The following is a 12706-nucleotide window of genomic DNA, read 5'->3' on the forward strand; positions in this document are numbered from 1 at the left end:
ATGAAACGAATAGGCCTCCTCACAGGGGGCGGCGATTGTCCCGGGTTGAACGCCGCCATCCGCGCCGTTGTCCGCCGGGCCAATCAGCTGGATATTCAAGTCTTGGGCGTCTACGACGGTTTCAAGGGGCTGGTGGAAGGGTCTGTCGCCCCGTTCCCTCTCCGTCAGACCTCGGGGATCCTCCATGTGGGGGGAACCATTCTGCGCAGTTCGCGCTTCAATCCATTCAAAAACAGGCAAAGTCTTTCCGTACTTGCCCGGCAGGTAAAAGAGAGGGCCCTTTCCGGGCTTGTGGTGATCGGCGGCGAGGGTTCGTTGCGCATTGCCAACGATCTGGCCCGCAAAAAAATTGTCCCCTGCATCGGCATTCCCAAAACCATCGACAACGACGTTTACGGCACCGATCTGACCATCGGTTTTCAGACCGCCGTGGCCACCGCCGCCGAGGCGGTCGATAAACTGCATACCACGGCTGAATCGCACAACGTGGTCATGGTTGTGGAGGTGATGGGGCGTCATACGGGATGGATTGCCGTTTCCGCCGGACTGGCCGGCGGGGCCGACCTGATTTTGACCCCCGAAAAGCCCCTTTCGGCGCCGGCGATCAAGGAGACGATTGTCAAGCGCCATGCGCGGGGAAAAAAATTCAGCATTGTCGTTGTCGCCGAGGATGCGCGGGTGACGGATGACCGGGGGCGGATTCTTGTTTCGGCTCCGACAGGCCGGGACGAATATGGGCCGGTCAAATCGAGCGGTGTCGGCGCCGGGGTGGCCCGTCTCATCGGCCGGCTGACCGGTTTTGAAACGCGCGTCGTCGTTCTTGGCCATGTGCAAAGAGGGGGATCGCCCGTTCCCGAAGACCGTATTCTGGCCACCCGCTTTGGCGTTCTGGCGGCGGAGCTGACGGCCAAGGGAAAATGGAACCGGATGACCGCCCTCCGAAACGGAAAAGTTTTGGCTGTCCCCTTAAAAACGGTTGCCGGAAGGATTAAAAGGGTCGATCCGGAGCTCTACCGGCTGGCCGGTTATTTTTTTGGGTAAAAAAATTCCTCCAGATGTCCGCGGATAATGTCGCGCGTTTTGGCGAAGGATTTGAGGATTCGGGTTTCGTCCCCCGCGGTTCCCACCGGATCGGGGATGGACCAGTGGGTGGATTTTTTGGGGGGAGGGACATGGACGCAGGCTTTGGCCGAATCGCAGAGGGTGATGACATGGTCGGCCCAGGCAAGCAATTTTTCATCGACCCGCTTGGAGGTCTGCCCGGAAATATCAATGCCGATCTCGCGCATCGACTCGATGGTGCGGGGGTGGACCCCCGAAGGCATGATGCCGGCGCTTTTGAATTCCCGGCCCTTCGGGCCGAGCGCCTTTGCCAGCCCCTCCGCCATTTGCGATCGGCAGGAATTTCCGGTGCAGAGGAAAAGGACTTTCATGGTTTCATTATGAAACCGGTACCGCTTCAGATTCAAGTTCTTTTAACCGGGCTTCTTTTGCTTTGGAGTGTTCCCGTTTTCTCTGAAGAAGATGCCTGGCCGACGAAGATGAAAAAATTCACCTACAGCCAACGGCGCCTCGAACGTTTTTTCGATTTGAACAAGGATAAGGTGTTAAGCGTTTATGAACGGAGCCTGATAACAACCCAACAACATTTCGGCTGGCCGCTGGCGTCATCCAAAAAACGGAAAAAGTTCGACGCCAACGGCGATTTTATGCTCCAGCCGTACGAGTATCACCTCTACAAGAAGCAGTAAAGCGTAACACCGGATGTGGGAACTCTGTGACGCCGGCGGAACGGAGTTCCCCCATCCGTGGGGAATTTTTTTGACAACCGGCCCGTAATCGAAAGATAATGTCCCTTCTTTTATGCCCCCCCTTCTTGTCATCATAAACCTCGTCCTGATCGGCGGCGCCATTTTTCTTTTCCTGCGCCCCAAACTCCTTCTCCAGTTCCGCGGCGGCAAGCTCTACCTCACCTGGCTGGCCATCGGGGTCATCACGCTGATGGACGAATTGACAAGCGTTTTTTACGCCCCGGCGGAGGCTTGGCGTTTTATCGGCCTGTATGCGCTTTTTTTCCTGCCGTTCATGTCGCTCTTTATCCACTACATGACCACCCGGATGGTGGAGATCGCCGAAATTCTGGACGCCCACAGCCTGAAAGGCGGGGGTGTTTACAATTTTTCGTATCTGGTGCTGGGGCCGGTCATCTCCTTTGTCGCGGTTTCATCGATCATGGTCGATTACGTGCTGACTGCCTGCATCTCGGCGGTCAGCGCGGTGGAGAACGCCGCGTCGCTTTTCGGCATGACATCGGGGGGAAAGCTTGTCGCCGCGCTTTTGCTGGTCTGGGGTGTGGCGGGCTTGAACATCATGGGCATCCGCGCCAATGCCCGTGCCACCTTCGGCATCTTTCTGGCCACCGCGCTGGTGTTTGTCAACCTGATTGCGCTGGGGGTGCTGGATCTGTCTCCGGAAAATATGACGGTCATCGGTTCGGGAATCGGCGAGACTTTTTCCCGTTTCCGGTCGCAGAATTTTCTCCACAGCTTCACCTTTTTTATCGCTTCCGCCTCCAGTTGTATTCTGGCCTATTCCGGCGTCGAGTCGGTCATGCAGACGGCAAGTCTTGTCCGCAACTGGAAAACGGTGAGCCGGGCCTATATTTTTCTGGGTTTAACGGTCGGCATTGTCACGCCGGTAGTCTCCCTTCTGGTTCTCTCCAACGGCCGGATCGACTTCGCGGCGCATGAGACCGATCTGATCACCCATTATGCCTCGATGATCGGCGGCGGCTGGTTTTCGGCGGTCGTGGCCATGACCGCCGGCGTCACCCTGTTGATGGCGGTCAACACCGCCTTTGTGGCCACCAGTGAATTAATCGAAAGGGTGGCGCATCGCTACGGTTTTTTCGGCATTATCAGAACCAACCGTCACGCCTCGCTTTACCGTGTCCACCTGATGAATGCGGTTTTTTATTCCGCCGTCATCTTTTTTACCCAGGGGAAACAGGCGACTCTGGCGGGAATGTACGCCGTGGGCCTGGTGGCCACATTCGTCATCAATCTCGCCTCGCTGTTGCTGTATCGTTACATCAAGGGGACAAAAGAGGTCCGGCTCTACAACGTCAGCCGCGTTGGGACCTTTCTTTTCTTTGTCGTGATGCTTTCCTGTTTTGTGTATCTTTCCTGGCACAAGCCGGCCGGATTTTTCCTGTGGCTGGGAGTGACCGTTGTCTCACTGGCTGTGGGCATTTTGGGGACGCGCAAGCGGGCGCCGGAACTGGTGGAAATCGAACGGGGCGAGACGCCGATGGATGTCCTCCTTTTTCTGGGCGAATCGAAGCAGAAAAATGTGCATCTTTATTTCAAGCGGCCGTTCGATACCCCGCAGGAAAAGGCCTACGATACCACGGTGTTTATCACCTTTTATTCCCCCCGCCAGAAGATTCCGCCGCGTGTCGGCGCCAACCATTTTCGAATCCCGTTCAAGCGGGCAAGCATCTATCAGAACACCGTGGCCGTTCTTGACCTTTTGGTCTACGAGGCGCCGCACTTGAACATCACCGTCCATTTCGGCTGGCCCACGTCCTCCTGGTACGACCGCCTTTCCATCGGCGTCATGATGTTCCAGCTGATGCGTCTGCCGCGGCTTTTTCCGGGTCTGAATTTCCGGATTGAAAGGTTCAAGTCGATGTCGGGGCGACCGGATTTGAACCGGTGACCACTCGCACCCCAAGCGAGTGCGCTACCGGGCTGCGCCACGCCCCGTAATTTAGCGGCATTTCTACTGATTCATTTCCCGGATTGCAAGCAAGATTCATTTAATATATCCGTAAACCATGCTTCCGGTAAAGGCTTCCGGGCGCGATCCCCTCCAAACCCCGGTGCAATACGTCAAAGGGGTCGGCCCCTACATCAGCTCCCTCTTGGCCAAAAAAGGGGTAAGCCAGGTTTCCGACCTCTTTTATTATTTTCCCCTCCGCTACCTCGACCGAAGCAAGATCGATTCCATCCGCAAACTTCAACCGGGAAAAGAAAAGTGCATTGTCGGTCAGGTGGTCGGCATGGGTACCCGTACCATGGGGCGGAGGCAAAGAAAAATTTGTGAAATGGTGATCTCCGATGATACCGGCGTGGCGCTGGTCGTCTGGTTCCATTTCAACGAAAAATACCTTCAAAAAAAATATCCGGCGGGGAAAAAACTGCTGATCTTCGGCGAATGCCAGTTTTTCGGGGCTCAAAAACAGTTTGTCCATCCTGACATCGAAGAATGGGATGAAGATGAAACAGCGAGCAAAGCGAGCGAGAGGGGGAGGCTCCATCCGGCTTTGCCGGTGGAGGGGGCTTTGCCTGCCCCCATGATGATCCCTGTCTATCCGCTCACCGAGGGGCTTTACCAGAAAACGATCCGGAAGATTGTTTTTAACGCCCTCGACGGCTACCTTGATTATCTCGAAGAAACGCCGCTTACGGTGCGTGCCGAGGGAAAAACGCCCATGAGCCTGAAAGAATCGATCGAAAAAATTCACCGGCCGCCGACGGACGCCGATATTTCGGCTCTCAATAATCAGCAGAGCCTCTGGCATCAGCGGGTGATCTACGACGAACTTTTTTTTCTTCAACTGGGGTTGGGGTTGAAAAAACAGGGGTATAAGAAAGAAAAGGGGATTTTGTTCGCCCCGTCGAAAACCCTTAAAGTCGGGGCCCTCGGGCTGATTCCTTTTGATCTGACCAACGCGCAGATGCGGGTTTTGGGTGAAATCGAGGCCGACTTTTTAAAACCGGAACCGATGAACCGTCTTTTGCAGGGGGATGTCGGGTGCGGGAAAACGCTGGTCGCTTTTTTGGCCTCTCTGGTTGCCTGTGAGAACGGCTATCAGTCGGTCCTCATGGCCCCCACCGAGATTCTCGCCGGGCAGCACTATGTCAATTTAAAAAAGGTCGCCGATCCCTTGGATGTCAGGATCGCCCTGTTGATGGGCTCGACGCCGAAAGGGGAGCGTGAGGAGATATTGAAGGAGTTGGCCTCCGGCAGAATCCGGATTATTTTTGGAACCCATGCCCTGATTCAGGAGGGGGTTGAATTTCATCGTCTCGGATTTATCGTGATCGATGAGCAACATCGGTTTGGGGTAAGGCAGAGGGCCGCGTTAAAAGGAAAAGGGAGGGGCGATTTTTCTCCTCATATTCTCGTGATGACGGCGACGCCGATTCCGAGGACGCTCGCCATGAGCGTCTACGGCGATCTGGATATTTCCATCATCGACGAACTGCCCTCCGGGCGAAAGCCGATCACGACTTATCTTTTCAACGAAAAGATGCGGCCTCGCGCCTACGATCTGATCCGCCGCGAACTGGAATGCGGGGGGCAGGTCTATTTTGTCTACCCGTTGATTGAAGAGAGTGAAAAGGTGGATCTGAAAAATGCCGTCGAGATGGCGGAATCTTTGAAGGCCGTTTTTTCAGATCATACGGTCGGGCTTCTCCATGGGCGGATGAATCCGGCGGAAAAAGAGGGGATCATGGATCGATTCAAAAAGAACGAGGTGCAAATTCTGGTTTCAACAACGGTTATCGAGGTGGGGGTCGATGTTCCGAATGCCACGGTGATGGTGGTCGAGCATGCGGAGCGGTTTGGACTTTCGCAATTGCATCAGCTCCGTGGACGGGTGGGACGCGGGGGAGAGCAATCGTATTGCCTGTTGATAGCCGGCTACGCCCAGTCGGAGGAGACCCGCTATCGCCTCAAGGCGATGGAAGAGACCAACGACGGATTCAAAATCGCCGAAGAAGATTTGAAAATCCGCGGCCCGGGCGATTATCTGGGGACACGGCAGTCAGGCCTGCCGGAATTTCGTCTGGCGCATTTGATTCGTGACGGTCATCTGCTGAATGCCGCACGGAAGAGGGCGTTTCAAATCATTGAAGAGGATCCTGGATTGGAGAAGGACGAACATCGGCTCCTCAAAAAAATTCTGGCGCAGAGGTGGGAGGGAAAATTGGAGCTTGCTGACGTCTCGTGATAATGTCAAATTCCAAATGTCAAAGGAAAAAACAAATAGAAAAAACAAATTATAAAATTTGTTGAAATTGTTTTTTTTGGAGTTTCCTTTGAAATTTGAACTTTGACATTTGACATTTCCGATATGAAACCCCCCTGGCTCAAAAAAAAATTATCGCTCACCGCCCTTCAGCCGATGCAGAAAAAACTCCGTGCCTTAAACCTTCACACGGTCTGTGAGGAAGCCCGGTGCCCCAACATCTCCGAGTGCTTCGCCCGGGGAATCGCCACCATCATGATCATGGGGGAGGTTTGCACGCGGGCCTGCAAATTCTGCGCGGTGGCGACCGGGAGGCCAAAATCGCTTGATCCGGCCGACCCCCGCCGCGTCGCCCACTGGGCCTCCTCGCTTGGCTTGAAGCATCTGGTCATCACTTCGGTGGATCGCGACGATCTCCCCGATTTGGGGGCGGGACATTTTGCGGAGACCGTCCGGCAGATCCGAAGAGAAAATCCGGGAATGATTGTCGAAGTGCTGACCCCCGATTTTCAGGGGAAGGGGGAACTGATTTCTCAAGTCGCCGGGACGGGGCCGGAAATTTACAATCACAATCTCGAAACCGTTCAAAGGCTCACCCCCCGGGTTCGCTCTGCCTCCAAGTATGCCCGCTCTCTTTCGGTTATTTCCCATGTGAAAAAAAATTTTCCCCGTCAATTCACCAAATCGGGCCTGATGCTGGGATTGGGGGAGGAAGAGGAAGAGGTGATCGGCGCGATGAGAGATCTGGTTGAAAGCGGATGCGATCTACTCACTTTGGGGCAATATCTCCAACCGACCCCCAAACATCTGCCGGTTGTCGAGTACATTCATCCTGACCGTTTCAACACCTTCAAACAAATAGGAGAAGAAATCGGCTTTCGGGCGGTCTTTTCCGGTCCCTTTGTCCGTTCATCATATATGGCGGAGAATTTTTTAAAAGCGGCGCGTGAGTCGAAGGGCTCCTCCACCACCCCACCACCTTATAATCTCCTAAAATAGTCGTTTTCTTTTAAGAAAAGGGGACAGGCACATAATTTATAATTTCAGCACCCGCGTCGTAAACAGGCTCTCTCCCTCCGTAAGATTCCGTGGCTTTATATGCCTGCGCCTGTTCTTTCCCTGAACCTGTTCAATGAGTTCCCTGCTCCCTATCGCGTGGCCCTCGGTAAGATTCCTCATCCGATATCGAAGCTGGTCGCCCAAACCGAGTCGGCCCAATAACCTCCTCACCTCCTGAACCTTCTTCTCAGAGATCGCCGCTCGGTTGTCCTTCTTGATTCCCCCGGCTTCATAAACAAAGAGACGATACAATGAATACCCTCCTCCCTCGCCTGTGACACGTTCGGGCGACAGGGGGCTTAATAGTCTCCTAGCCCTCTTCGGATCGCGTGACATCAAACCGATACTGCTCCATCGATAATCCTCCGGCCATTTCACAATCCCCGCTCGTATGGGGTTCAAATCAATATAGGCGCTACAGACGAGTTGGGCCTCCCCCTTGCCGACGATTACCCCCTTGAACCGTTCCGCCCACAAGTAACCTCGCCTCTTTGAACGCTTGTTATACCAGCGACTCAATCCCTGCTTCAGTTCCTGAGTGAACCGAGAGATCGACCCGAGGCGGCTTCTCAACCGCTCGAGGCCATCGTCTTCATCGGGAAGTACAGTACCGTCTCGTTCATAGGACCCCGGAGGAGGCTGACTTTCTTTGCCAAATATCTCCTGGTACCGTCTTATGAGTTCGCGTTTCGAAGCCTTCCGGACCTGCTGGTCGCGCTCTGTGGCCAGGATATGAAAGTGGTTGTCCAAAATACAGAATGAATGAACGTCTACAAAAAAGCCCTTTGAAAGTTTTTCCAGAAGCAGGAGGAAATATTCTTTTTCCTCGTCACCGAAGATACGTTCCCCTCCCGCAACACGTGAGATAATGTGAAAGGAACCAGACAGTTCTGAGGTCCAAGAACGTGGCAACCGGGCCATAGGTAGGTCTTAATAACGACTCTTCTCCCAAATGTCAATATTATGTGCCTGTCCCCTTTTTCCACCGTAGGGATGGGTGGCAGAACTGGCATCGTTGCAGTCATCGTCATTGTCCACGTAACCGTCCGGTTGCCCGCACGCTTCCATGGTAAAATCGGATTTTCTCCCTGTTTTTTATTTTCGGAGCCGGAAGCGGATATCGCCGATGGGCGTGGCAAGGTCGAGTGCGTTGATTTTTGAGAGGAGAATCTCCTTTTGCAGTTCGAGTTCGTTCATCCAGACAGGATGGGTTACCGAAACCACAAGGGTCTGGCCCGTCACATAATCGGGTTGGGCCCGGCTTGAGACGGTTTCGCCGACAATTTCCGTCCATTTTTTCCAGACGGGATAGACCCTGAATTTTTCCTCGAGGTTGAGGCCCTTCAAGGTCCCCGCAAGAATCGAATCAACCCGCTGAAAATCCGGTTTTTTTGAGGTCATTGAGAATAAGGATACGTAACAATTCAGTCTCGGTGTCTGCTTTCGGTTCCATCGGAACTCGCGGGTTATCACAGGGGCTCGCGTCGCCCCCTCCACCGGCAAAGCCGGATGGAGCCTCCCCCTCTCGCTCGCTTTGCTCGCTAGTGAGCGAGCGACGGATTTATTCCGCGCGAGCGAACGGGGGGCGCGGGGGCGCCAGCGGCAAAGCCCCCGATTTAATAGGTTGCGCTCAAACAGCCGACAAAACCCAAAAGACATTCACCCGAGACTGAATTGTTACAAGGGTGCCAAAAAAAAACTTGAAGATCAATGTATTTCGGGCCTATCATTACTGTTCGCGATTCATCGAGTAGGGGGGGTTATGAATAAAAAAGAACTCAAAAAATTCAGGGAACTTTTAGAAGAACGCCGTCAGGATATCCTGACCCAGGCCGAATCGACCAAGGAGAAGGGGATGGTGTTCGACCCCGACGATCTGCCGGACGAGGTCGATCTGGCCGCCTCCGAGGCCGACCAGTCGATGAACTTGAGGCTCCGCGACCGCGAAAGGGTTCTGCTCCGCAAGGTGGACAAGGCCATCCAGAAAATCGAGGCGGGCGAATACGGAATCTGCGAAAGTTGCGGCGAAGAAATCGGCGCCAAGCGCCTTTTGGCCCGCCCCGTGACCGATTTGTGCATCAAGTGCAAGGAGGAACAGGAAAGGGTGGAAAGGTCGTACGCCGAGTCATGAATCCGCGCGAACGCCTTAAGGAACTTCTTTTAAAACTTTCCTACGAGCAAAAAGAGGTCACACTCGCCTCCGGCCGGAAAAGCGATTTTTATTTTGACGCCAGACAGACGGCGTTGAATCCGGAGGGGGCGCGGTTGTTGGGAGAACTGTTCTTTGAAAGAATCCAAAAGGAGAATCCGCCGGTTGAGGCGGTGGGGGGGCCTACCCTGGGGGCTGACCCGCTGGTCACGTCAGTTGCCCTTGTCAGCCATTTGAGAAAAAAACCGCTTCCCGCTTTCATCATCCGCAAGGAGCCCAAAAAACATGGGACCTTGAACTGGATCGAGGGATTTAAAAATTTGCGCCCCGGCATGCGGGTGGTTCTGCTGGAAGATGTGATCACCACCGGAAAAAGTTCTCTGGAGGCCGCCCAAAGGGCCCTTGAAGCCGGCCTTGAAGTCGCCGGTATTTTTGCCGTCATCGACCGCGAGGAGGGGGGGCGCGAGGCGATTGAAAAGGCGGGATACGAACTGAAAGTGTTGTTTACGAAAAGCGAGCTTTTGAGTTAGCAAAGTTCAAAGTTTAAAGTGCAAAATTCAAAACCAGGGTATTTCATTATATTGGTCTGTTGCCTCATTGCTCCATTGACGGCTCTTGGGGGATCCCTTTCCTATAAAAAGGTTCTCAAGAAATGGACGCGATCCGATTCGGTCTATCGGGCCAAGGATTTTCATGCCGAAGTCCTCTGGCACGCAACCATGCTCAACGACAGAATATTGAACGCCCAGGCGCTCAAATACGGCGAGCTCTACGATCTGTCGGATTCGGAACAGGAGGATTTTTTAAACGAATTGACCCGCAAACAGGACGGCGCGGTTTTCTTTTTTGTCGCGTTTTACAATTACGACCGCCATTTCGACGATCTGGCCAATCCCCGCGCGAAATGGGACCTCCGATTGCAGGCCGGCGGGCGCGACTTTGCCCCGCTAAGGCTCGAAAAGGTCAACCGGCCCAATCCGCTGGAAAGGCTTTTTTACCCCTACCTCGATTCGTGGTCGCGCGGCTATTACGTCTGGTTCCCCGCCGAAGCGGCCAACGATGAAGCCCCTTACACCCTTTCGGTCCATGGCCCTTTTGCCGCATCGAAACTGGTATGGAAGTGAAAAAGGTGTTTACAAAGGGGTGTGGCGAATCACCGTGTCTTTTTTCTCCGATTCTTTCGGTTCAGGATAATCGAGATTATAATGAAGCCCCCGCGATTCCTTTCGGGCCATGGCGCAGTCGATGATCATCTCCGCCACGTCGGCTAGGTTGCGCAGTTCGACCAGATCCCGGGTGATCTTGAAATTCCAGTAGTATTCCCGGATTTCTTCCTTGAGATTCCGGATTTTGTCGGTGCGGACGATGCCGACATAATTCCACATGAAGCGCCGGATCTCGTCCCAGTTTTGGGTGATGACGACCGCCTCGTTGGAATCCACGGCCTTTCCGGGGTCCCATGGCGGGATGGCCGTGCCCGTCTTTTTTGTTTTTGGGAGGTCCCGGATGATGGCTTGAGACGCGTAATCGGCCGTTGCCACCCCTTCCAAAAGCGAGTTGGAGGCAAGCCGGTTGGCCCCGTGCAATCCGGTGCAGGCGGTCTCGCCGATTGCGTAGAGCGACCCGATCTCCGTTTTTCCCTCCCCGTCAACGACAACGCCGCCGCAAAAATAGTGGGCCGCCGGAACGACCGGGATGGGGCCGCGCGCCGGATCGTAGCCCGATTTTTTGCAGGTATCGTAAATATGCGGAAACCGTTTTTTGATGAAGGCCCCTTTTTTGTGGGAAATATCGAGCAAAACATAGGGGGCGCCGGTCCGTTTCATCTCCGAGTCGATCGCCCGCGCCACGACGTCGCGCGGGGCCAGCTCCTTCATCGGGTGGCATTTCTCCATGAACCGCTCTCCGTCGGCCAGGAGAAGTTTCGCTCCTTCGCCGCGAAGGGCCTCGGAGATGAGGAAAATGCGTTCTTTCGGGATTCCCTTTCCGGCGGCACCGGCCCTGCCGGCCTGGCGGCCGACCCTGTCGGTTACCGGCGCCCAAGCGCCCGGGTTGTAGAGGCAGGTCGGGTGGAACTGGACAAACTCGAGATTCGCCATGCCTGCCCCCGCCCGGTACGCCATGGCCAGCCCATCGCCGGTGGCGATATCCGGATTGGTGGTGTAAAGATAGGCCTTGCCGGCGCCGCCGGTCGCCAGGAGGGTCGCCCCCGCCTCAAAGACCTTGATCTCTCCGCTTTTTGTATCGAGCACGTAGGCCCCCAGACAGCGGTTGCCGGCGCCCCATCCGTTTATTTTTCGGGTTGTGATGAGGTCGATGGCGGTGTGAAATTCAAAGAGGCGGATTTTTTTGGTTTTTGCGGCTGACTTTAAGAGGGCCGATTCGAGCATGGCGCCGGTGGTGTCGGCCGAATGAAGAACACGGCGCCGGGAGTGCCCCCCCTCTCGGCCGAGGTCGAATTCGTTCCGGTCCTTTTTGGAAAATTTGGCCCCCCATTTCAAGAGTTCCCGGATCAGCCGGGGCCCGTCGCCGATAATTTTTTCCACGACATTGCGGCGGCACAATCCGGCGCCGGCGGTCAGCGTGTCTTTCATGTGCGATTCAAAATTGTCGGCTGAAGACATCACGGAGGCGATTCCCCCCTGGGCATAACGGGTGTTGCTCTCCATCGCCTCGCGCTTGGTGACAACGGCGACGCGAAAACGATCGGCCAGCTTGAGCGCAGAGCTTAAACCGGCAATTCCGCTTCCGATGATTAAGACATCCGTTTTTATTGTCATTTTTTTGTTTTCGTTGGACATTAGAGGCATGATTCGTTAACGTCAAACATAAATATTTGTCATGTCTCCCATCAACCGCAAGATTCTCTTTAACGTTCCCAACGTGATGTCTCTGGGGCGGATGGGCTCGATTCCGATCGTCATGGTTTTTCTTTTGCTTCAGGGACCGCATCGTTCCGACGACGAGAACCGTCTTTTTGCCCTCCTTTCCGCCATTCCCTTCATCGCCGCCGGGATTTTCGATCTCGTTGACGGCTACTGGGCAAGAAAATACGGCCAGGTGAGCACGATGGGAAAATTCATCGACCCCATGGCCGACAAGCTTATCCACATGACGGTGATGATCATGCTGATTCCGATGGAGCGGTTTCCCGCCTGGCTTTGCGTGGTCCTGCTGTTCCGCGAATTTCTCATCACCGGCTTGAGGTCGGTGGCGGCAGGCGAGGGGGTCATCATTGCGGCGGCGGAACTGGGAAAGCAGAAGACCGCCTGGATGAATTTCGGGCTTTCGGGGCTTTTGCTGTATTATCCGGTTTTCGGCGTCAGTGTCTATTCGGCCGGCTGGATTTGCGTCGGTGTCGGCGTCTTTTTTAATGTTGTATCCGGCGTTCAGTATGTGGTGAAGTTTTTGGAAGCAAAGAAATAAAATGAGTAACAATTCCGTCTCGGTGTCTGCTT

13 protein-coding genes and 1 tRNA gene are annotated in these 12706 nt (G+C 54.6%); 9 read left to right on the forward strand and 5 right to left on the reverse strand.

Annotation, left to right across the window (positions count from 1 at the left end; all coding sequences use genetic code 11):
• Complete coding sequence (locus HYU99_06520; GenBank protein ID MBI2339999.1) at positions 1–1041, forward strand: 6-phosphofructokinase; 1041 nt, start codon at positions 1–3, stop codon at positions 1039–1041.
• On the opposite strand, the gene HYU99_06525 is transcribed toward HYU99_06520, so the two are convergent.
• On the reverse strand, positions 1026–1433 hold the full coding sequence (locus HYU99_06525) for an arsenate reductase ArsC (GenBank protein MBI2340000.1): 408 nt from the start codon (positions 1431–1433) through the stop codon (positions 1026–1028). The genes HYU99_06520 and HYU99_06525 overlap by 16 nt on opposite strands.
• A gap of 9 nt (positions 1434–1442) precedes the next feature.
• Between HYU99_06525 and HYU99_06530 the strand changes: the two genes are divergently transcribed.
• Both HYU99_06530 and HYU99_06535 read left to right on the forward strand, forming a co-directional pair.
• The gene (locus HYU99_06530; GenBank protein ID MBI2340001.1) at positions 1443–1751 is read left to right on the forward strand and encodes a hypothetical protein; all 309 of its coding nucleotides are present in this window, start codon (positions 1443–1445) and stop codon (positions 1749–1751) included.
• A 112-nt stretch (positions 1752–1863) separates the two neighbouring features.
• Entirely contained in the window at positions 1864–3720 is a 1857-nt protein-coding gene (locus HYU99_06535) for an amino acid permease (GenBank protein MBI2340002.1), read from the forward strand.
• On the opposite strand, the gene HYU99_06540 is transcribed toward HYU99_06535, so the two are convergent.
• Positions 3694–3767, reverse strand: a tRNA-Pro gene (locus HYU99_06540). The two genes, HYU99_06535 and HYU99_06540, sit on opposite strands and share 27 nt — an antisense overlap.
• Positions 3768–3838: 71 nt before the next feature.
• Here HYU99_06540 and recG point away from each other — a divergent pair.
• Both recG and lipA read left to right on the forward strand, forming a co-directional pair.
• Complete coding sequence (gene recG, locus HYU99_06545; GenBank protein MBI2340003.1) at positions 3839–6022, forward strand: ATP-dependent DNA helicase RecG; 2184 nt, start codon at positions 3839–3841, stop codon at positions 6020–6022.
• A 123-nt stretch (positions 6023–6145) separates the two neighbouring features.
• Positions 6146–7039, forward strand: a complete 894-nt coding sequence (lipA, locus tag HYU99_06550) for a lipoyl synthase (protein MBI2340004.1) — start codon at positions 6146–6148, stop codon at positions 7037–7039.
• A 36-nt stretch (positions 7040–7075) separates the two neighbouring features.
• Here the strand turns inward: lipA and HYU99_06555 are convergent, their stop codons facing one another.
• Positions 7076–8020 (reverse strand): hypothetical protein, encoded by a 945-nt coding sequence (locus tag HYU99_06555; protein ID MBI2340005.1) that lies wholly within the window; start codon positions 8018–8020, stop codon positions 7076–7078.
• 174 nt (positions 8021–8194) lie between these two features.
• The gene (locus tag HYU99_06560) at positions 8195–8500 is read right to left on the reverse strand and encodes a DUF721 domain-containing protein (GenBank protein MBI2340006.1); all 306 of its coding nucleotides are present in this window, start codon (positions 8498–8500) and stop codon (positions 8195–8197) included.
• Between the two features lie 361 nt (positions 8501–8861).
• Between HYU99_06560 and dksA the strand changes: the two genes are divergently transcribed.
• From dksA to HYU99_06575, 3 genes are all read left to right on the forward strand, one after another.
• Positions 8862–9230, forward strand: a complete 369-nt coding sequence (dksA, locus tag HYU99_06565; protein MBI2340007.1) for an RNA polymerase-binding protein DksA — start codon at positions 8862–8864, stop codon at positions 9228–9230.
• Positions 9227–9778 (forward strand): orotate phosphoribosyltransferase, encoded by a 552-nt coding sequence (gene pyrE, locus HYU99_06570; protein MBI2340008.1) that lies wholly within the window; start codon positions 9227–9229, stop codon positions 9776–9778. Before dksA ends, pyrE begins: the two co-directional genes overlap by 4 nt.
• Positions 9779–9853: 75 nt before the next feature.
• On the forward strand, positions 9854–10372 hold the full coding sequence (locus tag HYU99_06575) for a hypothetical protein (protein MBI2340009.1): 519 nt from the start codon (positions 9854–9856) through the stop codon (positions 10370–10372).
• A gap of 9 nt (positions 10373–10381) precedes the next feature.
• Here the strand turns inward: HYU99_06575 and nadB are convergent, their stop codons facing one another.
• The gene (gene nadB, locus HYU99_06580) at positions 10382–12028 is read right to left on the reverse strand and encodes an L-aspartate oxidase (protein MBI2340010.1); all 1647 of its coding nucleotides are present in this window, start codon (positions 12026–12028) and stop codon (positions 10382–10384) included.
• A gap of 61 nt (positions 12029–12089) precedes the next feature.
• Here nadB and pgsA point away from each other — a divergent pair, with 61 nt between their 5' ends.
• Positions 12090–12674 (forward strand): CDP-diacylglycerol--glycerol-3-phosphate 3-phosphatidyltransferase, encoded by a 585-nt coding sequence (gene pgsA / locus HYU99_06585; GenBank protein MBI2340011.1) that lies wholly within the window; start codon positions 12090–12092, stop codon positions 12672–12674.
• Positions 12675–12706 lie beyond the last annotated feature (32 nt).

Source organism: Deltaproteobacteria bacterium (assembly GCA_016183175.1).
GTDB lineage: Bacteria > UBA10199 > UBA10199 > UBA10199 > SBBF01 > JACPFC01.